Genomic DNA, 24115 nt, shown 5'->3' with positions numbered 1-24115 from the left:
TGACCGTAACGACTGCCGACTTCTCCCCGGCCGCTCTGCCGCTCGCTGAGAAGCTGCTGGAACCCGCGCTCGAGATCATCGCGCGCTACCCGATCGGCCGCAGCCGGTCGGCCCTGCTCCCGCTGCTGCACCTGGTGCAGACCGAGGAGGGGCACGTCAGCCCGCGGGGTGTCGCCTTCTGCGCCGAGGTCCTGGGCATCAACAAGGCCCAGGTCGGCGCGGTCGCCACGTTCTACACGATGTACAAGCGCCGCCCGACCGGCGAATACCTGGTCAGCGTCTGCACCAACACGCTGTGCAACGTGATGGGTGGCCAGGAGATCTACGACCAGCTCTCCGAGCACCTGGGCGTGGGCCACGACGAGACCACCACCGACGGCCGGGTCACCCTGGAGCACGCTGAGTGCCTGGCCGCCTGCGACTACGCGCCGGTGGTCACCGTCAACTACGACTTCACGCTGGACGAGGCCACCCCTGAGGGCACCGTCGGCATGGTCGAAAAGCTGCGTAGCGGCGAGCCGGTCACCCCGTCCCGGGGCGCCCGGGTCTGCTCGCTCAAGGAGATGCAGTTCCAGCTGGCCGGCTTCGCCGACGAGCGGGACGGCGCGGTGGCCGACGGTGTCGCCGGCGCGCCGACGCTGCGCGGCGTGACCCTGGCCCAGCAGCACGGTGTGGCGGTGGCCGACTTCAACCTGGACACGCCGATCACCCGGACCAAGGATCCCAAGGACGAGTCGGCGCGGGCGGTCAAGGACCCGTCGCCGGCCCGGGACGGCGCACCGCACGACGGCAAGCTCAAGACCGCGGCCAAGAAGGCGGTCGGAGCGGTCAAGGAGGCGGTCACCTCCCGGCACGCCGGTGCCGAGACCGCGGGCGAGGACGTCAAGGACCCCCAGACGCGTACGGCCGAGCAGCGCAACCCGACCACGGGCGAACCGGATCGCACCGGTACGACCACGGCCGAGCAGCCGGTGCCGACCAACCCGGCCGAGGCGTCGGGCGTCGCGCAGAACGCCACCGCCGGTGACGGCAAGCCCGCCGGCGACACCCAGCGCGGCGAAAGCATCGTGAGCGAGAGCAACGCCGGGCAGAAGCGCGGCCGCACCCGGCGGGTGAACCCGGGTCAGCAGAGCGCCCAGCCCGGCACCGAGGAGAAGAAGTGACTCAGCCACGGCGTGAGGTGCTGGAAAAGCTGACCCCGGTGCTGACCAAGCGCTGGTTGTCGCCGGACGCCTGGAAGATCGACGTCTACCAGCGGCTGGACGGCTACGCGGCGCTGAAGAAGGCGCTCGACGTGCACCCGGACGACCTGATCCAGCTGATCAAGGACTCGGGCCTGCGCGGCCGCGGCGGCGCCGGCTTCCCCACCGGTCTCAAGTGGGGCTTCATCCCCCAGGGCGACGGCAAGCCGCACTACCTGGTGATCAACGCCGACGAGGGCGAGCCGGGCACCTGCAAGGACCTGCCGCTGATGACCTACGACCCGCACTCGCTGATCGAGGGCGCGATCATCGCCTCGTACGCGATCCGGGCCAGCCGGGCATTCATCTACATCCGGGGCGAGGCGGTGCACGCGGCTCGCCGGCTGCGCAACGCGGTCAAGGAGGCGTACGCCAAGGGCTTCCTCGGCGAGAACATCCTGGGCACCGGGTTCGACCTCGACCTGGTCGTGCACAGCGGGGCCGGAGCGTACATCTGCGGCGAGGAGACGGCGCTGCTCGACTCGCTCGAGGGCTTCCGCGGCCAGCCGCGCCTGCGCCCGCCGTTCCCGGCCGTGGCCGGCCTCTACGCCAGCCCGACCGTGGTCAACAACGTCGGCACCATCGCCAGCGTGCCCTACATCGTGCTCGGTGGCGCCGACTGGTGGAAGAGCATGGGTACCGAGAAGTCGTCCGGCCCGATGATCTACTCGCTGTCCGGCCGGATCGCCAACCCGGGCCAGTACGAGTGCGGCCTGGGCATCACCCTGCGCGAGCTGATCGAGCTGGCCGGCGGCATGAAGCCCGGCCACAACCTGAAGTTCTGGACGCCGGGCGGCTCGTCCACGCCGCTGCTGACGGCCGAGCACATCGACACCCCGATGGACTTCGAGGGCGTGGCGGCGGCCGGGTCGATCCTGGGCACCACGGCGATGCAGATCTTCTCCGACCAGGACTGCCCGGTCTACGCGACCTGGCGGTGGCTGGAGTTCTACCACCACGAGTCGTGCGGCAAGTGCACACCGTGCCGCGAGGGCAACTACTGGATGGTGCGGACGTACCGCCGGATCCTCTCCGGCCAGGGCACCTATCAGGACCTCGACACCCTGCAGGACACCGCGGACAACATCTTCGGCCGGTCGTTCTGCGGCCTGGGCGACGGCGCGGCGACCCCGGTGGTGTCCACGCTCAAGTTCTTCCGCCAGGACTACCTGGACTACATCGAGGGCCGGACCGCTCCGCGGCTGTCCGAGAAGGCCCTGGTAGGAGCGCACTGATGACGGACGTGGCTAAGAAGGCTGATCTCGTCACGCTGACCATTGACGGCGTCGAGGTCCAGGCCGAGAAGGGCGAGCTGGTCATCCGGGTCGCCGAGCGGATGGGCACGGCGATCCCGCGGTTCTGCGACCACCCGCTGCTGGCCCCGGCCGGCGCCTGCCGCCAGTGCCTGGTCGAGGTGGAGGGCCAGCGCAAGCCGGTCGCCTCCTGCACCCAGACCGTGGCCGAGGGCATGGTGGTCAAGACCCAGCTCACCTCCGAGGTGGCCGACAAGGCCCAGCACGGTGTGATGGAGCTGCTCCTGGCCAACCACCCGCTGGACTGCCCGACCTGCGACAAGGGCGGCGAGTGCCCGCTGCAGAACCAGGCGATGTCCAACGGCCGCACCGACTCCCGCTTCCACGAGCACAAGCGGGAATACGAGAAGCCGATCCACATCTCCAGCCAGGTGCTGCTCGACCGCGAGCGCTGCATCCTGTGCCAGCGCTGCACCCGGTTCTCCGAGGAGATCGCCGGCGACAAGTTCATCGACCTGATGGACCGCTCGTCGGGCGAGCAGATCAACGTCTACCGGGACGACTTCTTCGGCGGCGAGCTCACCGGCGACGGGCAGGTCGGCGAGGGCGAGGGCGACGTACCGTTCAACTCGTACTTCTCCGGCAACACCATCCAGATCTGCCCGGTCGGCGCGCTGACCGGCGAGCAGTACCGGTTCCGGGCCCGCCCGTTCGACCTGGTCTCCACGCCGACCGCGTGCGAGCACTGCGCGGCCGGCTGCGACATGCGGGCCGACCACCGCCGCGGGAAGGTGCTGCGCCGCCTGGCCGGCGACGACCCGGAGGTCAACGAGGAGTGGAACTGCGACAAGGGCCGTTGGGGCTTCCGGTACGCGACAGCGGCCGACCGCATCACCGAGCCGCTGATCCGCGACCAGGAAACGGGCGAGTACCGCACCGCCGCCTGGAGTGAGGCGCTGCTCGCCGCGGCCGAGGGGCTGACCGCCGCCCGGAAGACCGGCGTCGGCGTGCTGACCGGCGGCCGGCTGACGGTCGAGGACGCGTACGCGTACGCCAAGTTCGCCCGCGTCGCGCTCGGCACCAACGACATCGACTTCCGGGCCCGCCCGCACTCGGCCGAGGAGGCCGAGTTCCTGGCGGCCACGGTCGCCGGGGTCACCGACGTCACCTACACCGACGTCGAGAACGCGCCCTCGGTCGTGATCGCCGGCCTGGAGCCCGAGGAAGAATGCCCGATCCTCTTCCTGCGGCTGCGCAAGGGCAGCCGCAAGCGCAAGCTCAAGGTCACCGCGGTGGCGCCGTTCCTGACCCGTAGCCTCGAGAAGCTCGGCGCCACGCTGGTGGCGGCCGTGCCCGGCGCCGAGACCGGCCTGCTGGCCGGTGACGCCACCGTCGCCGCCGCGCTGGCCGCCCCGGGCGCGCTCCTGATCGTCGGCGAGCGTCTGGCCACCGTGCCCGGCGCGCTGTCAGCGGCGGCCGCCCTGGCCGCCCGCACCGGCGCCCGGCTGGCCTGGGTGCCCCGGCGGGCCGGTGACCGAGGCGCGGTCGACGCCGGCTGCCTGCCCAACCTGCTGCCCGGTGGCCGTCCGGTCACCGACCCGTCGGCCCGCGCCGAGCTCGGCGCGGCCTGGGACCTCGCCTCCGGCGTGCTGCCCAGCGCGGTCGGCCGGGACACCGACGGCATCGTCGCCGCGGCCCGGTCCGGTGCGCTCGGCGGCCTGCTGGTGGCCGGGGTCGACCCGGCCGACCTGGCCGACCCGCGGGCGGCCGAGGAAGCGCTGGACGCGGCCGGCTTCGTCGTCAGCCTGGAGATCCGGCAGAGTGCCGTGACCCGCCGGGCCGACGTCGTGCTGCCGGTCGCCCCGGCGGCGGAAAAGGCCGGCACGTTCCTCGACTGGGAGGGCCGGCTGCGGTCGTTCGACGCGGTCCTGCCGAATACGGCGATGACCGACGGCCGGGTCCTCGAGGCCATCGGCGCGCTGATGGACGTGACGCTGGGCACCGGCGACGTGACCACGATCCGCCGCGAGCTGGGCGCGATGCCGGCCAGCCGCTCGGAGCGTACGGCGCTGCCGACCGTGTCCGCGGCCGCCGCGGCCCGGCCCGGTGCGCACGAGGCGGTGCTGGCCACCTGGCACCAGCTGATCGACCTCGGTTCGCTGCAGGACGGCGACGAGGCCCTGGCCGGCACGGCCCGCCCCCCACTGGCCCGGATCGGCAAGGACCTGGCCGACGCGCTCGGCGTCGCGGACGGTGACCTGATCACGGTCAGCACCGACCGCGGTGGCGTGACGCTGCCGGCCGCGATCACCGACCTGCCCCCGCAGGTGGTGTGGGTGCCCACCAACTCGCCAGGCTCGACGGTCCGCCGCAGCCTGGGGGTCAACGCGGGAGCGGTGGTCCGGCTGTCGGCCGGGGTGCCGGGCCCGATCCTCGCCGAGGGGGCTCTTTCCTCATGACCGGACTCACCGTCCTCGCTCAGGACCCGACGCTGCAGTCGTTCGAAGACACGCCGTGGTGGATCGCGCTGATCAAGCTGCTCGGGGTCTTCGTCGTCCTGCTCCTCCTGACGCTCTTCACGATCAACTACGAGCGCAAGGTCGTGGCCCGGATGGCGGTCCGGCCGGGCCCCAACCAGGTGGGCCCGAAGGGCTGGCTGCAGAGCCTCACCGACGGCGTGAAGCTGCCGTTCAAGGAAGAGATCATCCCGAAGACCGCCGACAAGGTGGTCTACTTCATCGCGCCGGTGATCTCCGCGACGGTGGCGTTCACGGCGTTCGCGGTGATCCCGTTCGGGCCGGTCGTCTCCATGTTCGGGCACAAGACGGCGCTCCAGCTCACCGACGTTCCGGTGTCCGTGCTGGTGCTGCTGGCCTGCTCGTCGATGGCGGTGTACGGCGTGGTGCTGGCCGGGTGGGCGTCCGGGTCGACGTACCCGCTGCTCGGTGGTCTTCGATCAAGTGCTCAGATGATCTCGTACGAGGTCGCCATGGGTCTGTCGATCGTCGCGGTCTTCATGACCGCCGGCACGATGAGCACCTCGCAGATCGTCAAGGCCCAGGCCGGTAACGGCGCGGCGGGCTTCGACATCTTCGGCTGGAACCCGACCGCACCGAGCTGGTACGCGATCCTGCTGCTGCCCAGCTTCGTGATCTACTGCATCGCCGCGGTCGGCGAGACCAACCGGGCGCCGTTCGACCTCCCCGAGGCCGAGTCCGAGCTGGTCGGCGGCTTCCACACCGAATACTCCTCGTTCAAGTTCGCGCTGTTCTTCCTGGCCGAATACATCAACATGATCACCGTCTCGGCCTTCGCCACCACGCTGTTCCTGGGCGGCTGGCGGGCGCCGTGGCCGATCAGCTCGATCAACGACGGCATGTTCAACCAGGGCTGGTGGCCGCTGCTGTGGTGGCTGGGCAAGGTCCTGATCCTGCTGTTCGGCTTCATCTGGCTGCGGGCCACGCTGCCCCGGATGCGCTACGACCAGTTCATGCGGTTCGGCTGGAAGGTCCTGATCCCGGTCAACCTGGTCTGGATCCTGTTCCTGGCCGGCGTGAAGGTCGCCAACAACGAGCTCTCCAACACCACGCGGTGGCTGGTGATCGGCGGCGTGGTCATCGTGGTGCTGCTGATCGCGCTGTTCTGGCCGTCGGCGAAGAAGGCCCGCAAGCTCTCGATCGAGGAGCAGCTGGCCAACCGGCCGCCGGGCAGTTTCCCGGTGCCACCCATGGACCTGCAAGTACCGCCGAGCCCGCGCGCCCGGCGTGCGGTCGCCGAACGGGCCCCGGCCACGGTCGGCGACGGATCTTCCGAGAAGGAGGTGTGACGGTGTCGTTCACGGGCTCCTTCAAGGGCTTCGGGGTGACCTTCGCGCACATGTTCCGCAAGGTCATCACCACCGACTACCCGTTCTCGCCGCCCAAGCCGGCCCCGCGCTACCACGGCCGGCACATCCTCAACCGGCACCCGGACGGCCTGGAGAAGTGCATCGGCTGCGAGCTGTGCGCCTGGGCCTGCCCGGCCGACGCGATCTACGTCGAGGGCGCCGACAACACCGACGAGATGCGTTTCTCGCCGGGCGAGCGTTATGCGGGCATCTACCAGATCAACTACGCCCGGTGCATCTTCTGCGGCCTGTGCATCGAGGCCTGCCCGACCCGTTCGCTGACCATGAGCAACGAGTACGAGCTGGCCCGCGACAGCCGGCAGGACCTCATCTTCACCAAGAAGGAACTGCTGGCGCCGCTGCTGCCGGGCATGGAGCAGCCGCCGCACCCGATGCGCCTCGGCGAGACCGACAAGGACTACTACGTCGGCGCGCTGACCAACCCGGGCACCTCGGCCGGCGCCGAGCGCGCGCCCTGGTCGGACTCCGGCACCCAGGACGCGAGCACGGCGGGTGGCGGCGGAAGGGGTGACGGGAAATGACCACCGACACGATCCTCGCCGCCGCCGCGGACCACGTGTCCACCGGCGAGGCCTGGGGGTTCTGGATCCTCGGCACCCTGGCCGTGATCGGCGGCCTGGGCATGGTCATCGCCCGCAACGCGGTGCACTCCGCCCTCTGGCTGGTCGTCACCATGCTCTGCCTGGGCTTCATCTACGTGATGAACTCGGCGCCGTTCCTCGGCGCGGTGCAGATCATCGTCTACACCGGCGCGATCATGATGCTGTTCCTGTTCGTGCTGATGCTGGTCGGCCGGGACGCGTCCGACTCGCTGATCGAGACGTTGCGCGGCCAGCGGGTCGCCGCGATCGTGCTCGGCGTCGGCTTCGCCGCGCTGGTCGCGACCGGTCTGGCCCGTGCGCTGGGCGACACCGAGTCGGTCGGTCTGTCCGCCGCCAACGCCAACGGCAACGTGCCCGGCCTGGCCTCGCTGCTGTTCACCCGGTACGTGTTCGCCTTCGAGGTCACCTCGGCGCTGCTGATCACCGCGGCGGTCGGCGCGATGGTGCTGGCCCACGTCGAGCGGACCAAGGCGGACATCGCCGACCAGCTCACCCGGATGACCGCCCGGTTCCGCCCGGGCAACTACCCGGGCCCGAAGGCCGGCCCCGGCGTCTACGCCAACACGATGTCGGTCGCCGCCCCGGCCCGCCTGCCCGACGGCAACGGATCCGAGCGGAGCATCTCGCCGATCCTGCCCGTACGTGAGCTGACGGAGCGCGAGGCCGAGCTCAAGAACACGGAGAAGAAGTGACTCCCGACTATTACCTCATCCTCGCGGCGATCCTCTTCACGATCGGCGCGGCCGGCGTACTGATCCGGCGCAACGCGATCGTGCTGTTCATGTGCATCGAGCTGATGCTCAACGCGGCGAACCTCGCGCTGGTCACCTTCAGCCGGATCAACGGCGGCCTGGACGGTCAGATCATCTCGTTCTTCGTGATGGTGGTCGCGGCGGCCGAGGTCGTGGTGGGCCTCGCGATCATCATGTCGATCTTCCGGACGCGACGTTCGGCGAGCGTCGACGACGCGAACCTGCTGAAGTACTAAAAGGGGCTTTGGAGTGGAAGCGACAGTGCACTATGCCCCGGCCACGGGGACGCTGAGCAGTATCTGGTTGTTGGTGGCGATTCCGCTGGCCAGCGCGGCGATCCTGCTGCTGCTGGGCAAGCGGGCCGACAAGTGGGGCCACTGGCTCGGCGTGCTGGCTGTCGCCGTCACGTTCGTGCTCGGCCTGGTCAACTTCTTCGCCCTGCGGGGACTGGCCGACAACGCCCGGTCGGCCGAGCTGAGCCTGTTCGACTTCATCGCGGTCGGCAAGCTGCACGTCGACTTCGGGTTGCTGTTCGACCCGCTGTCCGGCGTGTTCGTCCTGCTGATCACCGGGGTGGGCTCCCTGATCCACCTGTACGCGGTGGGTTACATGGAGCACGACGAGGGCCGGCGGAAGTTCTTCGGATACTTCAACCTGTTCGTCGCGGCCATGCTGCTGCTGGTGCTCGGCAACAACTACGTGATGCTGTACTTCGGCTGGGAGGGCGTCGGTCTGGCGTCGTACCTGCTGATCTCCTTCTGGACGAGCCGGCCGTCGGCGGCCACCGCGGGCAAGAAGGCGTTCCTGATGAACCGGGTCGGCGACGCCGGCCTGGCCATCGGCATCTTCCTGATGTTCGCGCAGCTCGGCAGCACTCAATATTCCGAGGTCTTCAACGGCGTGGGTTCGCTGTCCGCGACCACGGTGCTGGTCATGGGCCTGCTGCTGATGCTCGGTGCGGCCGGTAAGTCCGGTCAGTTCCCGCTGCACGCCTGGCTACCGGACGCGATGGAGGGCCCGACCCCGGTCTCGGCCCTGATCCACGCCGCGACCATGGTCACCGCCGGCGTCTACCTGATCGCCCGGTCCAACGCCATCTTCTCGGCCAACGAGGTGCTGCAGACCGTCGTGGTCAGCGTCGGCGCGCTCACGCTGCTGATGGGCTGCATCATTGGCGCGGCCAAGGACGACATCAAGCGGGTGCTGGCCTGGTCGACGGTGTCCCAGATCGGCTACATGTTCCTCGGCGTCGGTCTCGGCGGCGCCGCCTACGCGCTGGCGATCATCCACCTGCTGGCCCACGGCTTCTTCAAAGCCAACATGTTCCTCGGCGCCGGCTCGGTCATGCACGGCATGCACGACCAGGTCGACATCCGGCGCTTCGGTGGCCTGCGCAAATACATGAAGTGGACCTGGCTCACCTTCATGATGGGCTGGCTGGCGATCATCGGCATCCCGCCGCTGTCCGGCTTCTTCTCCAAGGACCCGATCATCGAGGCGGCCTTCGAGCGGCCGGGCTGGACGGGCTGGCTCTACGGCCTCGCCGCACTGGCCGGCGCCGGTCTGACCGCCTTCTACATGACCCGGCTCTTCGTGCTGACCTTCCACGGTCCGGAGCGCTACACCGAGGACAACAAGCATCCGCACGAGTCGCCGTTCGTCATGACCGTGCCGCTGATGCTGCTGGCCGTGGGCTCGATCGGCGCCGGTTTCCTGCTCAGCACCAGCGTGCCCGACTGGCTCGCACCGGTCACCGGCGAGGCGGAGCACTCGGACTGGAAGTGGGCCTGGCTCGTCAGCACCGCGACGATCGTGGTCAGCGTGCTCGGTGCGGCCATCGCCGGGCTGATGTTCCGCCGGGGCACCGCCCTCGCGCCGCAGCCGGCCGGCGTGGTGGTCACCGCGGCCCGCAAAAACCTGTACACCGACTCGATCAACGAGGCGGTGTTCGAGAAGCCCGGCATCTACCTGACCCGGGCGCTGGTCTACCTGGACAACAAGGGCATCGACGGCGTGGTCAACGGGATCGCGGCCGGGGTCGGCGGCAGTTCCGGCCGGTTGCGCCGGCTGCAGACCGGTTTCGTGCGCTCGTACGCCCTCTCGATGCTCACTGGCGCGGTCCTGGTCGTCGGTGCCTTCCTCGCCGTTCAGTTGGGGTGGCTGGCGTGACGAATGTTTTTCGGTCCGATAGTCGGGCAAGGCGTGCAGTTCTGAGAGGGCGAGAGGCCGAATAAATGTTCGCTAACTTCCCGTTCCTGTCGATCCTCACGCTGCTGCCCCTGGTCGGTGCGTTGGTGGTCGCGCTCATCCCCAAGTCCAAGGGACAACTGGCCAAGGTCGTCGCCCTGGCCTGGTCGCTGGTCGTGCTGGTCTTCAGCGTCCTGATGTGGATCGCCTTCGAGGCGAAGGGCGAGCGTTTCCAGTTCCGCGAGTCGTACCCGTGGATCCCGAACTGGGGTGTGCGCTTCACCTTCGAGGTGGACGGCATCGCGCTGGTCCTGCTGATGCTGATCGCTGTGCTCGTACCCCTGGTGATCCTCGCCTCGTGGCACGACGCGGAGCAGACCAAGCGCAGCGTGCCCACCTACTTCGCCCTGCTCCTGGCCCTCGAGTGCACGATGATCGGCGTCTTCGCGGCCTCCGACATCTTCCTGTTCTACGTGTTCTTCGAGGTCATGCTCGTGCCGATGTACTTCATCATCGGCAGCTACGGCGGCCAGCGCCGGCAGTACGCGGCGGTCAAGTTCTTCCTCTACTCGCTCGTCGGCGGCCTCTTCATGCTGGCCGCGGTGATCGGCGTGTGGATCGTCGCCGGTAAGAACTCGTTCGACTGGCAGACGCTGGTCAACGCGGACATCGGCACCGAGGCGGGACGCTGGCTGTTCCTCGGCTTCTTCATCGCCTTCGCGATCAAGGCCCCGTTCTTCCCGTTCCACACCTGGCTGCCGGACGCCGGTGGCGCCGCCCCGGCCGGTGCCGCGGCGCTGCTGGTCGGCGTGCTCGACAAGGTCGGCACCTTCGGCATCCTGCGCTACTGCCTGCCGATGTTCCCCGAGGCGTCGCGCTGGTTCGCACCGGTCGCGATCGCCCTCGCGGTGATCGGCATCATCTACGCGGCGCTGCTCGCGGTCGGGCAGAACGACCTGAAGCGCCTGGTGTCGTACACCTCGATCGCGCACTTCGGGTTCATCGGCATCGGCATCTTCGCCTTCACCACGCAGGGCGGCACCGGCTCGGTGCTCTACATGGTCAACCACGGCCTCGCCACCGGCCTGCTGTTCCTGGTCGTCGGCATGTTCGTCAGCCGACGCGGCTCCGCCCTGGTCAGCGACTTCGGCGGCGCCGGCAAGCTGGTCCCGGTGCTGGCCGGCGTGCTGTTCTTCGCCGGTCTGGCCTCGCTGGCGCTGCCCGGCACGGCCCCGTTCGTCAGCGAGTTCCTGGTCCTGATCGGCACGTTCACCGTGCACAAGGCCTGGGCCGTGGTCGCCACTGCGGGCATCATCCTGGCCGCGGCGTACGTGCTGTGGATGGTCCAGCGCACCACCCAGGGCACCCTGAACCCGGCCCTGACCGCGGTGCCGGCCATGCACTCCGACATCACGCTGCGTGAAAAGGTGGTCGTCGCGCCGCTGGTGGCCTTGCTCATCATCTTCGGCTTCTACCCGAAGCCGATCACCGACGTGATCAACCCGGCGGTTCAGGCGACCATGCAGGACGTCGGCGCGCAAGATCCGGGCCCGACGGCGGTCGCAAACGGAAGGACGGCTCCGTAGCCATGGGAGACCTCAAACTGCCCGCGATCGACTACGGCGCCCTGGCGCCCATGTTGATCCTCTTCGGGGCCGCCTGCGTCGGGGTGCTGATCGAGGCGCTCGCCCCGAAGCGGTCCCGTCACCCGATCCAGCTCGGCCTGGCCCTGCTGGCCACCGTCGCCGCCTTCGTCGTGGTGATCGTCTTCCGCGACAAGCGCACCGTCACCATCGGCGGCGCGGTCGCGGTCGACGGCCCCACCCTGTTCCTGCAGGGCGCGATCCTGCTGCTCGGCCTGGTGTCGCTGCTGCTGATCGGCGAACGGACGGTCGAGAAGGGCGGCGCGTTCGTCTCCCAGGCGGCGATCACGGTCGGCTCCCAGAAAGACCTCAAGCAGGCCGGCAGCGAGCCCGGCGCCACCGAGGTCTACCCGCTGACCTTGTTCGCGCTCGGCGGCATGCTGCTGTTCGTCGGCGCTAACGACCTGCTGACCATGTTCGTCGCGCTCGAGGTCTTCTCGCTGCCGCTCTACCTGCTGTGCGCGCTGGCCCGCCGCCGGCGCCTGCTCAGCCAGGAGGCCGCGCTCAAGTACTTCCTGCTCGGCTCGTACGCCTCGGCGTTCTTCCTGTTCGGCGTGGCCCTCATCTACGGCTTCTCCGGGGGCGTGCAGTTCAGCCAGATCCACGACGCGGTGGCCACCCCCGAGCGCAGTCAGGTGCTGCTGTTCGCCGGCCTCGCCCTGGTCGCCATCGGCCTGCTCTTCAAGGGCGCGCTGGCGCCCTTCCACGTCTGGACACCGGACGTCTACCAGGGTGCCCCCACCCCCGTTACGGCCCTGATGGCGGCCTGCACCAAGGTCGCCGCCTTCGGCGCCCTGCTGCGCATCCTCTACGTGGCCTTCGACGGCGTCCGCTGGGACTTCCAGCCCGTCCTGGGCGCGATCGCGGTCCTCACCATGCTCGTCGGCGCGATCCTCGCGGTCACCCAGACCGACATGAAGCGCCTGCTGGCCTACTCGTCCATCGCCAACGCCGGCTACCTGCTGGTCGGCGCGGTCGCCCTGAACAAGAGCGGCCTCTCCAGCACCATGTTCTACCTGGTCGCGTACGGCTTCTCGGTCCTGGCCGCCTTCGGCATCGTGACCCTGGTCCGCGACGCCGACGGCGAAGCCACCCACCTCTCCCGCTGGGCCGGCCTCGGCCGGAAGAGCCCGCTGTTCGCCGGCCTGTTCACATTCATCCTCCTGGCCTTCGCCGGCATCCCGCTGACCAGCGGTTTCACCAGCAAGTTCGCGGTCTTCGGCGCGGCCATCGAGGGCGGACAAACCTGGCTGGTCATCGTCGGCGTCATCACCAGCATGCTGCTGGCGTTCCCCTACCTGCGGGTCGTCGTGATGATGTGGCTGAGCGAGCCCGGGGAGACGACCCCCACGGTGTCCCTGCCCGGCGCGATGACGTCGGCGGCCCTGGCGATCGGCTTCCTGGCCACGCTGGCGCTGGGCGTCGCGCCCGCCCCCCTGATCGACCTCACCAACAACGCGGCGCAGTTCGTGAGATAGCTGCTCGTTTCGCTTACGGAAGGACCCCGGTCGCTCTCGGCCGGGGTTCTTCTGTTTCAAGAGCCTTTTCTGCCCATCGAAACGTAAGCTCGCCGCGCCGTCGTAGCAGCGGCAAAACCGCGCCCGCCCGGCGCGTTGCGACGCGCCGACCGCAGTGGCCATCTCGGCGACGACACGGTCGCACTCGGCGTCGGTGCCGTCGAGCCGGGTGTGGGACAGGCCGACGAGCAGCCTGTCCACTGTGGTGTCAGGTCAGCCCGGCGCGAGTGAGGATGGCGATCACCACGGTGGCCTTGGCGGCTACGTAGTTCGCCATGCTCATCGGGTGGTCGGTGGCCGCCTGTCGTTTCGCGGCGGCGTAGAGCTCGCGATCGGCCGGGTTGGCGCGCAGGTGATCGCGGAAGACGAGATGCCGCAGGTGTTCGTCGCAATCGGGGCCGAAGACGTGCAGGTTGACGTCGTGGGTGGCGGTCCAGAGGGCGCGATGTTCATACCAGTGCGGCTCCCGGGTCGCGAGGCGGTAACCGGCTGCGGTCAGCGCGGGCACGTAGGCGTCCTCGTCGGCGGGATCAGCCACGATCAGGTCGATGTCGACGCGGTCTTTGGCCGCCAATCCGGGTACGGCCGTGGAGCCGACGTGGTCCAGCGCCAGCACGCCGGGGCCGAGTGCGGCCCGGATCCGCTGCTCCTCGCGTTCGAAGCGTGCGGGCCACGACGGGTCGTACTCGCTGACCGTAATCGGCTGGCTGACCTCGGTGGGGCGGTCGCCCACGGCGCGCATGGCCATCTGCTCGGGCGTCAGCGGTGGGACCGGTGTCGGCAGCGGAGGCAGGCGCATGTGCGGCAGGTTAGCGCCCGGGTTCCACAGGCCCGCTCCTGACAGCAGGGCGATACCGCGCTCGGCTATCACCGTGTCGGGCGGTGGTGGGTGCGGGCGGTGTGTGGGCGGCGGGTGCCGTGCTCGGCTACCGCTGTGCCGGTTGGTGGTGGGTGCGGGCGGTGTGTGGGCGGCGGGTGCCGTGCTCGACTACCACTGTCTGGGTGCGGCGCGGAGCGAGGGCGTGACGCGGTGAGGTGGGACGGTGGGTGGGGCGGGCGGCTGGCCGGACCGGTCGGGACAACCCGGCGGCGGGTGGGGAGCGTCACCATCGACCGGCCGGTCTGTGTGGTGAGCAGGGGCTGTGCCCGTACCCATGGAATGATCTTGATAACCCTGGCACGGGAAGTGTCGGAGGCATATGGCATCGTGAAAGCGTGATGAGCACCGGTGACAGTGCGCTCGCGGGGCTCGGCCTGGAAATTGACGCGGGCGTCGACGAGGCCGTGACAGCGACGCTGGCGCGCGTGGAGGAGGCGCTGCGCAGCAACGTGGCCAGCGCTGACCCGCTGGTGACCGAGGCCGCGCGGCACCTTCTGGATGCCGGCGGCAAGCGGTTCCGGCCGATGATCGTGGCGCTGGGGGCGCAGTTCGGTCAGGCCGAGCGGGCCGAGATCATCGATGCGTCGCTCGTGGTGGAGCTCACCCACCTGGCGACGCTCTATCACGACGACGTCATGGATGAGGCGGCCGTGCGGCGCGGGGCCGACAGCGCCAACGCCCGCTGGGGCAACTCGCTGGCCATCCTGGTCGGTGACTATCTGTTCGCGCGGGCGGCCGACATCGCCGCGTCGCTGGGGACCGAGGCGGTGCGGCTGCAGGCGCGCACATTCGCCCGGCTGGTGCACGGGCAGATCGCCGAGACGGCGGGGCCGCGTGGCACCGACCCGATCGATCACTACCTGCGGGTCATCTCCGAGAAGACAGCGTCGCTGATTTCGACGTCGGCCCGTTTCGGGGGGATGTTCTCGGGCGCTGCGCCGGAGCACGTCGAAGCCCTGGCGGGTTATGGCGAGACGATCGGCATCGCCTTTCAGCTCTCCGACGACCTGCTCGACATCGCGTCCGATTCGGTGCAGTCGGGCAAGACGCCGGGCACCGACCTGCGTGAGGGCGTGCCGACCCTCCCGGTGCTGTATGCGCTGGCCGGCGACGACACCGACGCGTCGGCGGTGCGGCTGCGCGAGATCCTGGCCACCGGGCCGGTGACCGACGACGATCTGCACGCCGAGGCTCTGGGTCTGCTGCGCGAGTCGGCGGCGATGAAACGGGCACGGGAGACGGTCCGGTCGTATGCGGAGGAATCACGCGCGAGCCTGGCGCCGCTGCCGGAGGGGCCGCCCCGGGCCGCGATGGAGGCCCTCTGTGACTTCATCGCGGACAGGAACAGCTAAAACCGCGCCAACATCCGGCTGCCGACGAGCATGAGACCGCCCGCCAGCAGCATCGCCACGGCCGCCACCGTCCACATTGTCGGATAGTCGGCCACTGTCGCGACGGCGCCGAGGCCGAGCGGCCCGATGCAGCCGCCGGCGTACACCCCGGTCTGCGTGATCGATGTGGCCGCGGCCGGCGCCTGCGGGTGCAGCCGGACCACCGCGAAATTCATCAGGCCGGGCCAGCTCCACCCCAGCCCGAAGCCCATCATTACGCCCAGCACCAGCGGAATCGTGCCGGGCACGGCCAGCAGCCCGAGCCCGATCGCCCCGGTGGCCAGCAGCACGGCGATCATGCCGACCTGCCGGGCCGGGAATCGGTCGGCCTGCCAGCCGCCGGTGATCCGGGCGATCGCGCACACCGCGCCGCCGAGCGTGAGGGCCAGCCCGGCCGGTCCGGGGGCGATGCCGCGCTCCACCGCCGAGTCGACCAGGAAGGTGCCCAGCGCGTTGGCCGCGCCCGCCGCGAGGGTCGCCGCCAATCCGAGCACGATCAGCGCCGCGGTCGCCCGGTTCCCGCTGTCGCCGCGCGACTTGCGCTTCGCGTCTTTTGCCCGGGGTACGAGCGTGAGCGCACCAATGGCCAACGCCGAGGCGAATACGAACGCCCAGCGCCAACCCACCGTCAACGCGACCGCGGGCACCGCCGCCCCGGCCAGCAGCGTGCACACGGGGATCGCGGCCTGTTTCACCCCGAACGACAGGCCTTGGCGGCGCGGCGGCACGTGTTCGGCCAGGCTGCTGTTGCTGGCCAGCTGGCCCATGGCGTTGGCCGCGGCGCCCAGCGCCAGGATCGCGATCAGGCTCCACAGCGACCGGGCGCCGACGGCGACGGCGAGCAGGGCGGCGGCGGCCAGCACGATGGCCACCCGGGACACGTTCGTGGCGCCGAATCTCTCGGCCAGGGCGCCGGCCGGCACCGAGGCGAGTGCGCTGGCGCCGAAGTAGGCGGACACCGCGAGGCCGAGGCCGGCCGGTGAGAAGTGCAGGTCGCCACCGATCTGCACGGCCAGCCCGCCGACCAGGAACACCGGGATGGAAACGGCGATCGTGGTGGTCAGCGCCCCGACCGCGGCGCGGACGGGCCGCCCTTGCACGAGCGCCGGAGAGGTGGAGGCCATCGATCGCAGATTAAGCCTGTGTGATGCATTTACGCACGGTGAGTGGGAAGGACCACACGGCTTGTGCAAATCGACCACGATCCACACGCTTTTGGCATTCCGTCGGCGGAAGATTATTCATATGGTGTAAGTCCCCGGCGTCGGAGGTGGCTGTGCGCGACCCTCTGGCGGAGCCGTCGGATCTCATCCGGAGCGTGTCACGCGCGTTGCGTGTGCTCGAGTCGGTAGGACGGGCTCCGCGCGGACTCACCGTGAAACAGATCGCTCGGCGGTGCGAGCTCACCGTCGCGACGACGTATCACCTGGTTCGTACCCTCGCCTACGAGGGCTATGTGATCCGTCGCGAGGACGGCACGTACATCGTGGGGCTGGAGATCGCCGACCGCTACCGTGAGCTGGTCTCCGCGTTCCGTGGCCCCCCGGCCGTGGGCGAGGCGTTGCGCCGGGCCGCGGTGGACACCGGTTACAGCCACTACCTGGGCCGGTTCGTCGGCGGCCGGATAGCGGTCACCGCGTCGGCCGACGGCGCCCGCTCGCCGTTCATGGACGACATGGCGCCCGGCTTCGACGAGGGCGGCCACGCGACCGCGCTGGGCAAGGCGCTGCTCGCCACCCTCACCGCCGACCAGCGGGCCCGCTACCTGCGCGACTACGGGATGCGGCCGTTCACGCCGGCCACACTGATCACGGGCGAGGCGCTGGAGGCCGACCTGGCCGCCGGCGAGCGTCGCGGCATGCAGCTCGAGATGGGCCAGTTCCGCCAGGGTGTGGCCTGCGCGGCGGTGACCGTGATCGCCGACCGGGACATGGAACGCCGTCTGGTGTTGGCCTGCTCCCTCCCGGCGGCCGAGATGTTGACCTCGGCCCGGGTCGTCCGGGCCAAGCTGACCGCGGCGGCGCGCAACGTCGCCGAGGCCCTGTCGTCGGGTGGTGACGCGGCTACCGCCTGAGTTTGAACCGCTCCCTCGCCCCACACGTAAGAACGGGTGGAACGCGAGGGAGGGCAAGCTCTTGGACGATCAGGACGCCGAACTACTTCGCGCTCTGCACGACGAACACGGGAATGCTCTCTACGCCCACGCCGTCCGGCTCTCCGGCGGGGACCGGCAGCAGGCGGAGGATCTGGTGCAGGAAACTCTGCTCCGGGCGTGGCGGTATCCCGAGGCGCTGGACCCGGAACGCGGTGCGGTGCGGTCATGGCTGTTCACCACCGCGCGGAACCTGGCCATCGACGCCTGGCGACGCCGGTCGGTGCGGGTGGGTGAGGTGATGACCGACGTGATGCCCGAACCACCACCGGACACGGACGAGGCGGATCGCGCGGTGGAGGCATGGACCGTGGCCGAGGCACTCGGGCGGCTGTCGCAGCAGCATCGTGACGTCCTGGTCGAGTGTTTCTACCGAGGACATTCGGTGGCCGAGGCCGCCGCACGGCTGGGAGTGCCCCCGGGCACGGTGAAGTCGCGCACGCACTATGCGTTGCGCTCGTTGAAGATGGCGTTGAACGAGATGGGGGTGACGGCATGAGGTGCGAGCACGAGCACGACGACGGCGCGTACGTCCTCGGTGCCCTCTCGCCCGCCGAACGGGCCGCGTACGAGCGTCATCTCGCGACCTGCTCGTTCTGTCGGGAGGCGGTCGCCGACATCGCGGTCCTGCCCGGGCTGCTGGGCCGGCTGGACCCGGCGGATTTCGCCAAGCTCCTCGACCCGACCCTGACCCAGCCGGCGCCGCCGCCCCCCAGCCGCACCTCGCATCTGGTCAGCGCCGCGCAGCGGACCAGATACAAGGAGCGCAAGAAGACTCGGGTACGCGTCCTGAGCACCGCCCTGGCCGCGGCCGTGTTGGCGCTGATCGTCGGCGTCGGCGCGATGTTCGTCATGGGTGGCTCGTCGACGCCGCCCGGCCGGCCGCCGGCCGTGACCGTGGCGATGCAGCAGATGCGCCCGGTCGCCGACGGCGTCGCCCTGACCGCGGACGTCGGCCTGACCAAGGCGCCCGGCGGCACGAAGATCGACCTGAAGTGCGTCTACAACAAGAACGCGCCCGACCTGAAGCCGTACACGGTGCGGTTGGTGGCCCTCGGCGCGGACGACGAGCAGGACCAGCTGGGCTCCTGGACGGCCTCGCCGGGCAAGGAGTTCACGATGAGCGGCAACACGTACATCGGCGACGGGAGCCTCGCGCGGCTCGAGCTGGTGCGCGGCGACGGAAAGGTGCTGCTCGCCTACGACGTCCCCTGACGAGGGCCTCCGGCTCCGGGCCTTCGGGTCTTCGTCAGCGTGGCGGCAGGGCGGCGGCCGGTTCGACGGTGGCGGCCGTCGGTTCGGCCGCCGCCCTCTTCGCTCGTGCGGACCGGCGGGCGCTGCGGATGCCGTCCGCCGTGAAGATGATCAGCGCCGCCCAGACCAGCGTGAACCCGGCCAGGCGGGCGGCCGGCATCGGCTCGTGGTAGATCAGCACGCCGACGAACAGCTGGATGATCGGCGCCACGTACTGCAGGATGCCCAGCCCGACCAGCGGCACCCGGTTGGCCGCGCCCGCGAAGAGGATCAACGGGATGGCGGTGGCAATTCCAGACCCCACGATGAGTACGGTGTGAGCCACGCTGACGTGCCCCACAGTGCCCTGGCCGGTCACATTGAGCCAGGTCAGGTATCCGAGGGCCGGGACCGCGAGGACGGCCGACTCGACGAAGAGGCTCTCCGCCGGCGGCAGGTTCAACCGCTTCTTGATCAGGCTGTACGACCCGAAGCTGGCCGCCAGCATCAGCGCGATGTACGGCAGATGCCCGTAGTCGACGGTCAGCACCGCCACGGCCACGGCACCGATCGCCACCGCGACCCACTGCCACACCCGCAGCCGCTCCCGCATGACCGTGACGCCGAGCAGCACCACGACCAGCGGCGTGATGAAGTACCCGAGCGCGGTCTCGACCACCCGCGACGAGTTGACCCCGACGATGTACGTGCCCCAGTTGACGCCGATCAACAGCCCCGCCAGGGCCACGCCGCCCAGCCGCCGCCGGTCGCGCATCAGCCGCCCCAGAAACCGCCAGTTGCGCATCACGGCCAGCACCAGCGCGACGAAGACAACCGACCAGATCACCCGATGCGCGAGGATCTCGAACGGCGACGACGGCTTGAGCAGCTTGAAGTAGATCGGGAAGAACCCCCACAGCACATACGCCGCCAGCCCGTACAGATATCCGCGCCGCTCCTCACCCATGCCCCCACGGTAAGGGCCGTCGGGTCCTCAGCCCCTTGCATATGTTCGACGTCACTGCGCTCACCGGCTGTGTTTACCGGCTGTGTTTACCGGCGTCGCTTCGCTCGCGGCATTTCGCCCCGAGGAGCCGATGAGCTGGGCGCCGAAAAGAACCACGGCTGCGCCTCGTCCTTTTCGGCGCCCAGCTCATCGGCGGGCGAAATGCGAGTGGTTGCGGCCTCTGACGGTGGTGGCCCTGGGCGGTATTCGGGCGCCGGGTGCCGCCCAGACCTACCACTCGTTCTGGTGTTCCGGCGCGCATTCGGGTGTCCTCCTAGCCTGTGCTCGGGTGTCCTAGCCCGCGCCCGGGCGTCCTCCTAGCCTGTTCTCGGGTGACTTGGCCTGTGCCCGGGTGTCTTGGCCTGTGCCCGGGTGTCTTGGCCTGCGCCCGGGTGTCTTGGCCTGCGCCCGGGTGTCTTGGCCTGTGCCCGGGTGTCTTGGCCTGTGCCCGGGTGTCTTGGCCTGCGCCCGGGTGTCTTGGCCTGTGCCCGGGTGTCTTGGCCTGCGCCCGGGTGTCTTGGCCTGCGCCCGGGTGTCTTGGCCTGCGCCCGGGTGTCTTCCCGCGTGGGGGTGTTCTGGCCCGCCCTGGTTCCCCGGACGCCCGTGTGTCCAAGGCCGTTCGAGTGTCCCTGTTCGGTTGGGTGCCTCTGCTCGCGCTCGGGGTCAGTCGTCGCCGTCGGGGACGAGGGCGTTGAGGAGCCAGCTGACGACGCCGACGAGAAGGGCGCCGAGCACGGCCGACGGCCAGAAGCTGTCAACGTGGAAGGGCAGGTCGAACCGGCCGGCGATCCAGCTGGTCAGCAGGAACAGTGCGCCGTTGACGACGATCGCGATCAGTCCGAGCGTCAGAACGTAGAAGCCACAGCCGATCGCCTTGATGATCGGCCGCAGAATGCCGTTGACCAGTCCGAAGATGACTGCCACGGCGAGCAGCGTCCCAACCTTGGCAGGCAGGGAGTCGGTGGTCAGCTCGATGCCACTGATCAGCAGCGTCGCGATCCAGAGCGACACCGCGGTGATCACCAGCCGGATGAGGATTCCCATGGCTTCGGATGGTGTCACGATCGCGCTACCGGTCCAGCCGACACTCCGCGATCTCATCGACGTCTATGCCGCCAACGCCACCGCCCGACGCGCCACTCATCCCCGTGCCGTGTTAGTCCCCGTGCCGTGTTCGTCCCCGCCCCGCCTGTGCTTGTGCTCGCGCCGTGTTCGTCCCCCGCCCCGCCTGTGCTTGTGCTCGCGACGCGCTCGTCCCCGCCTTGCTCATCTCCGCCGCGTTTGTCCCCGCCCGGCTCGTCCTGCTCTGGGCCTGGGCCCGATCGGGTGTGGGGTCAGCCTCGGCTGGGTGGGCCGATCAGCTGGGCCTCGATGGGGGTTTGGGCCAGGGCGGCCCAGCGGACGGCTCGGCGGTTGATCAGGCCGACCATGTCGGGGCGGATGCGGGTCAGCCACTGGGCCGTCTCGCCCAGGCCGATCGCGGTGCCCATCAGGTTGGCCTCGTCGGCGCGGAGTGGCTGCACGATGAGGAGGTCGGCGCGGGAGGCCACGTCGACGTCGGCCGCGCTGAAGTCGTCGCGTACCACCAGTGTCGCCTGCCAGCCGGAGCCGGGGCGCGGGTCGGCGCCGACCGGGCCGACGTCGACGACCACGAGCAGCGGCTGCAGCGATGAACCGGGCGGGATTTCCACCGCACGCCCGGGCGGCACGACGGCGATCGCCTCGCCGGGCACGGCCGCGCCCCGCACGAACGGCTCCCACGCCTGCGGCCGGGCCGTCTGGACCACCACGCGGGCGCCCAGCGCCATCGCCCGCAGCGAGATCAACTGCGCGCAGCGGACCCCGCCGACCAGCAGCGCCCTGGTCTGCTCGGGCCGGAAAAGCCGGGTCACCACCGGGTCGCCGCTGCGGTTGCGGCCGACCATCATGCCGGCCGAGCCGATGGTCAGCTCGAGGCCGTCCATCACGGTCGGCGGCAGCGCTCCGTCGGCGGGCCGCCCGGGCACCTCGACCAGCGGGCCACCGCCCAGCGGCAACGTGGCCGCGAAGCCCTCCAGGTGCTCGCCGTCAAGCCGGCGCACGTGCCCTTTCTCGGCCGCGACCAGCTTGCGCAGCGTCTGCGCGGCGAAGCCGAGAATGGCCTGGTCGGGTGCGGCCAGCCGGACGGTCAGATCGACCGCGACCGTGGGCGCCCCGTTCTCGGCGTGCGGGCCGGCGGTGAGCGAGACCGTGGTCGCCGCGGCGGGCAGCGACAGCATCCGGCTGATCAGGCGCCGCCCGGTCTCGGTGGACAGGCCGGGCCAGCGGACCAGCCGGTAGGTCGCCTGGGCCAGGCCGCCGATCCGCAGCCCGGGCCACATCTCCTGGGCCGGGCCGATCGCGTCGTCGTGGGCCAACTCGCCGATCACCCGCAGCGCGGCGGCCTCGCCCAGCGGCCGGGCCGGCACGTCGCCCAGCCGCCGCGGGATCTTGCGGACCAGCCCGGAGAGCGACCGCCGCAGGTCCTCCTCGGACCAGCCCTCGGAGTGCAGGACCCGGACCGCGATCAGCGCGCGGGTGTGCCCGAGCAGACGGCCCTCGGTGAGCTGCCGGTACGAGTTCGCGGGCGTGCCGTTGCCGGCCCGGACCGATGGGGCCGGCACACCGGTGAACAGCATCTGGATCCGGGTTGGCGGGTGGTTGGCGCCGGCCGCCGGCAGCAGGGACACCGGGGTGGGTAGCCGGAGCAGGTCCTCGACGAGCAGGCCGGCCGGGTCGCCGAGCTCGAGGATCGCGGTGAGCCCGCGACCGTCGACAATCACGGCGGCCAGGTCGCCGGCCAGCTCGGTCTGCTCGATGCGGGCGCCGGGCCGCGCGAACCGGAGCACCGCGGTGGGTGAGCTGTCCAGCGTCACGGTGTGCGTGCGCCCGGAGTAGCGCAGGCCGATGCCGAGCCACTCGAACGCCCACCGGCCACGCAGCCGCAGCCAGGTGCCGGCCAGCAGGATCACCGCGAGCATCGCGGCGGCGGCCAGCGGTATCGGTCCGATGACGGCGCCGACCACCAGCAGGACGAGGGCGATCTGAGTGCAGATCCATTGCCCGATGCGTACGCCGAGAAGCCGGCCGCGACGCTGCGCGCGCACTCGTGGCGGGGTTTGCACTGGAATGCCCGCGCTGAACCCGGGATAGTCACGGCCGCCGGCCAATTCCGCTGTCACCCGCGCCCCTCCCGAGATCGACATATCTGCCAACATGCTCGCCTTGTGCGCCACATCGTATGGCGCGATCCAGTCTCGCAGGGGGCGGGTGGCGGAGCCGAGTTATCCACAGGCAGCCGTTGTCCACAGTTTGAGCAAGCGGGGTTCCGCCGTAACGCCGACTTGGCTACCGTCGTGGCTCGGAAAGCGTCGATGAGCTGCTCAAGGCTGCCCCCCATGGTTCGGCCGCAGGGGTTAACCTGAATGTCGCATCGATGCGCTTGGTTGTGGGTGCGGTCCAGCATGGACGCGTCCGCTCGAGCCCCTCAGATGACCGATACGAGAAAGCGGGGTGACGTCCGGGGTGGCCCAGACGGAAGCACAGTCTCAGCAAATGGCGGATACCGCCAACAAATTCGAGAGCACCAACTCCTCGATCCAGTCCATGTTGAGCACGCTCATGGGGCAGCTGTCCGAGCTGCAGGCAGGCTGGAAGGGCTTGGCCGCCGGCGAGTTCGAGAAGGTCAAGCAGCAGTACGACGCTGACCTCAAGACGCTCAGCAAGGCGCTCACCGACACCGCCACGTCGATCCGTGAGTCCGCCACCAGCTACGACACCACCGACACCGAGGCCGCGTCGTCGGTCTCCAAGACCGGTAGCACCGGCTACACGCTGCCGCTCTGACGGGCGAGGAGGAGATTCGATGAACGACGGTGTGCTTCTCGTCAACTTCGGCGCGCTGCAGAACGCGGCGGCCAACATCCAGTCGGCGGTCAACAAGCTGGACGCCGACCTCGCCGAGCTCGACAGCCAGGGCAGCAAGCTGCTCCAGCACTGGAACGGTGAGGCCCAGGCGGCGTACCACCAGCGTCAGACCACCTGGACGAACTCGGCGAACGACCTCAAGCAGATCCTGCAGTCGATCAGGAACGCGGTCGAACATGCCGCGTCGAACTACCACGAGACCGAGAAGCGGGCGACCAACCGCTTCCAGTGATCTGACGACGGCCGGGACATACTTCGATGCGGGGTGGTCCCGGCCGCAGTCTATCCATTGCTCGAAGCGTCCGAAGCCGCTACCTTCTGTGATGGTTATGGATCGTAGAGTGATCAGTGTGGCGGGCGGGGACGAGCTCTCCGCGCCGGCATACACCCAACTTGGTTGTCTGCC

At 69.8% G+C, this 24115-nt stretch carries 21 protein-coding genes; 16 read left to right on the top strand and 5 right to left on the bottom strand.

Features of this window, described 5'->3' with window-relative positions; genetic code table 11:
* Positions 1 to 35 precede the first annotated feature (35 nt).
* From nuoE to nuoN, 10 genes are all read left to right on the top strand, one after another.
* A complete protein-coding gene (gene nuoE / locus ACGFIO_RS16060) occupies positions 36 to 1163 on the top strand; it encodes an NADH-quinone oxidoreductase subunit NuoE (protein ID WP_392827087.1) in 1128 nt (375 codons plus the stop codon).
* Entirely contained in the window at positions 1160 to 2476 is a 1317-nt protein-coding gene (gene nuoF, locus ACGFIO_RS16055; RefSeq protein ID WP_392826880.1) for an NADH-quinone oxidoreductase subunit NuoF, read from the top strand. Before nuoE ends, nuoF begins: the two co-directional genes overlap by 4 nt.
* Positions 2476 to 4953 (top strand): NADH-quinone oxidoreductase subunit G, encoded by a 2478-nt coding sequence (locus tag ACGFIO_RS16050; protein ID WP_392826879.1) that lies wholly within the window; start codon positions 2476 to 2478, stop codon positions 4951 to 4953. The genes nuoF and ACGFIO_RS16050 overlap by 1 nt, the downstream gene beginning before the upstream one ends.
* A complete protein-coding gene (nuoH, locus tag ACGFIO_RS16045; protein ID WP_392826877.1) occupies positions 4950 to 6320 on the top strand; it encodes an NADH-quinone oxidoreductase subunit NuoH in 1371 nt (456 codons plus the stop codon). The genes ACGFIO_RS16050 and nuoH overlap by 4 nt, the downstream gene beginning before the upstream one ends.
* Positions 6321 to 6322: 2 nt before the next feature.
* Positions 6323 to 6922, top strand: coding sequence for an NADH-quinone oxidoreductase subunit NuoI (gene nuoI / locus ACGFIO_RS16040; RefSeq protein ID WP_392826875.1), 600 nt, complete (start codon positions 6323 to 6325; stop codon positions 6920 to 6922).
* Positions 6919 to 7695: an NADH-quinone oxidoreductase subunit J gene (locus ACGFIO_RS16035; protein ID WP_392826873.1), complete on the top strand. Its 777-nt coding sequence runs from the start codon at positions 6919 to 6921 to the stop codon at positions 7693 to 7695. Before nuoI ends, ACGFIO_RS16035 begins: the two co-directional genes overlap by 4 nt.
* Positions 7692 to 7991 carry an NADH-quinone oxidoreductase subunit NuoK gene (nuoK, locus tag ACGFIO_RS16030; RefSeq protein WP_392826871.1) on the top strand — a complete coding sequence of 100 codons (300 nt, stop codon included), beginning with the start codon at positions 7692 to 7694 and terminating at the stop codon, positions 7989 to 7991. The genes ACGFIO_RS16035 and nuoK overlap by 4 nt, the downstream gene beginning before the upstream one ends.
* 13 nt (positions 7992 to 8004) lie before the next feature.
* A complete protein-coding gene (gene nuoL / locus ACGFIO_RS16025; protein WP_392826869.1) occupies positions 8005 to 9924 on the top strand; it encodes an NADH-quinone oxidoreductase subunit L in 1920 nt (639 codons plus the stop codon).
* 65 nt (positions 9925 to 9989) lie between these two features.
* Positions 9990 to 11528, top strand: a complete 1539-nt coding sequence (locus ACGFIO_RS16020; protein WP_392826867.1) for an NADH-quinone oxidoreductase subunit M — start codon at positions 9990 to 9992, stop codon at positions 11526 to 11528.
* Between the two features lie 2 nt (positions 11529 to 11530).
* Positions 11531 to 13063: an NADH-quinone oxidoreductase subunit NuoN gene (gene nuoN, locus ACGFIO_RS16015; protein ID WP_392826865.1), complete on the top strand. Its 1533-nt coding sequence runs from the start codon at positions 11531 to 11533 to the stop codon at positions 13061 to 13063.
* Positions 13064 to 13310: 247 nt separating this feature from the next.
* Here the strand turns inward: nuoN and ACGFIO_RS16010 are convergent, their stop codons facing one another.
* Entirely contained in the window at positions 13311 to 13901 is a 591-nt protein-coding gene (locus ACGFIO_RS16010; protein WP_392826863.1) for a GrpB family protein, read from the bottom strand.
* 419 nt (positions 13902 to 14320) lie between these two features.
* On the opposite strand from ACGFIO_RS16010, the gene ACGFIO_RS16005 reads away from it, so the two are divergent.
* The gene (locus tag ACGFIO_RS16005; protein WP_392827085.1) at positions 14321 to 15334 is read left to right on the top strand and encodes a polyprenyl synthetase family protein; all 1014 of its coding nucleotides are present in this window, start codon (positions 14321 to 14323) and stop codon (positions 15332 to 15334) included.
* Here ACGFIO_RS16005 and ACGFIO_RS16000 read toward each other — a convergent pair.
* Positions 15331 to 16497 carry an MFS transporter gene (locus ACGFIO_RS16000; protein ID WP_392826861.1) on the bottom strand — a complete coding sequence of 389 codons (1167 nt, stop codon included), beginning with the start codon at positions 16495 to 16497 and terminating at the stop codon, positions 15331 to 15333. The two genes, ACGFIO_RS16005 and ACGFIO_RS16000, sit on opposite strands and share 4 nt — an antisense overlap.
* A 152-nt stretch (positions 16498 to 16649) precedes the next feature.
* On the opposite strand from ACGFIO_RS16000, the gene ACGFIO_RS15995 reads away from it, so the two are divergent.
* From ACGFIO_RS15995 to ACGFIO_RS15985, 3 genes are all read left to right on the top strand, one after another.
* A complete protein-coding gene (locus tag ACGFIO_RS15995) occupies positions 16650 to 17447 on the top strand; it encodes an IclR family transcriptional regulator (protein WP_392826859.1) in 798 nt (265 codons plus the stop codon).
* Positions 17448 to 17508: 61 nt separating this feature from the next.
* Complete coding sequence (locus tag ACGFIO_RS15990; RefSeq protein WP_392826857.1) at positions 17509 to 18024, top strand: sigma-70 family RNA polymerase sigma factor; 516 nt, start codon at positions 17509 to 17511, stop codon at positions 18022 to 18024.
* Complete coding sequence (locus ACGFIO_RS15985) at positions 18021 to 18740, top strand: anti-sigma factor family protein (protein WP_392826855.1); 720 nt, start codon at positions 18021 to 18023, stop codon at positions 18738 to 18740. The genes ACGFIO_RS15990 and ACGFIO_RS15985 overlap by 4 nt, the downstream gene beginning before the upstream one ends.
* A 34-nt stretch (positions 18741 to 18774) precedes the next feature.
* On the opposite strand, the gene rarD is transcribed toward ACGFIO_RS15985, so the two are convergent.
* The 3 genes from rarD to ACGFIO_RS15970 form a co-directional block, all read right to left on the bottom strand.
* Positions 18775 to 19725, bottom strand: coding sequence for an EamA family transporter RarD (gene rarD / locus ACGFIO_RS15980; RefSeq protein WP_392826853.1), 951 nt, complete (start codon positions 19723 to 19725; stop codon positions 18775 to 18777).
* Positions 19726 to 20427: 702 nt separating this feature from the next.
* Positions 20428 to 20808, bottom strand: a complete 381-nt coding sequence (locus ACGFIO_RS15975; RefSeq protein WP_392826851.1) for a phage holin family protein — start codon at positions 20806 to 20808, stop codon at positions 20428 to 20430.
* Between the two features lie 290 nt (positions 20809 to 21098).
* Complete coding sequence (locus tag ACGFIO_RS15970; protein WP_392826849.1) at positions 21099 to 22964, bottom strand: type VII secretion protein EccE; 1866 nt, start codon at positions 22962 to 22964, stop codon at positions 21099 to 21101.
* A gap of 331 nt (positions 22965 to 23295) precedes the next feature.
* Between ACGFIO_RS15970 and ACGFIO_RS15965 the strand changes: the two genes are divergently transcribed.
* Together ACGFIO_RS15965 and ACGFIO_RS15960 are read left to right on the top strand one after the other, a co-directional pair.
* Positions 23296 to 23628, top strand: a complete 333-nt coding sequence (locus ACGFIO_RS15965; protein ID WP_392826847.1) for a WXG100 family type VII secretion target — start codon at positions 23296 to 23298, stop codon at positions 23626 to 23628.
* A gap of 19 nt (positions 23629 to 23647) precedes the next feature.
* The gene (locus ACGFIO_RS15960; RefSeq protein WP_392826845.1) at positions 23648 to 23941 is read left to right on the top strand and encodes a WXG100 family type VII secretion target; all 294 of its coding nucleotides are present in this window, start codon (positions 23648 to 23650) and stop codon (positions 23939 to 23941) included.
* Positions 23942 to 24115 lie beyond the last annotated feature (174 nt).

Origin of the sequence: Actinoplanes sp. NPDC049265, from assembly GCF_043197135.1 — a bacterium.
GTDB lineage: Bacteria > Actinomycetota > Actinomycetes > Mycobacteriales > Micromonosporaceae > Actinoplanes.
Note: the sequence above shows the minus strand (reverse complement) of the source record. Positions and strands in the feature narration are given on the sequence as shown.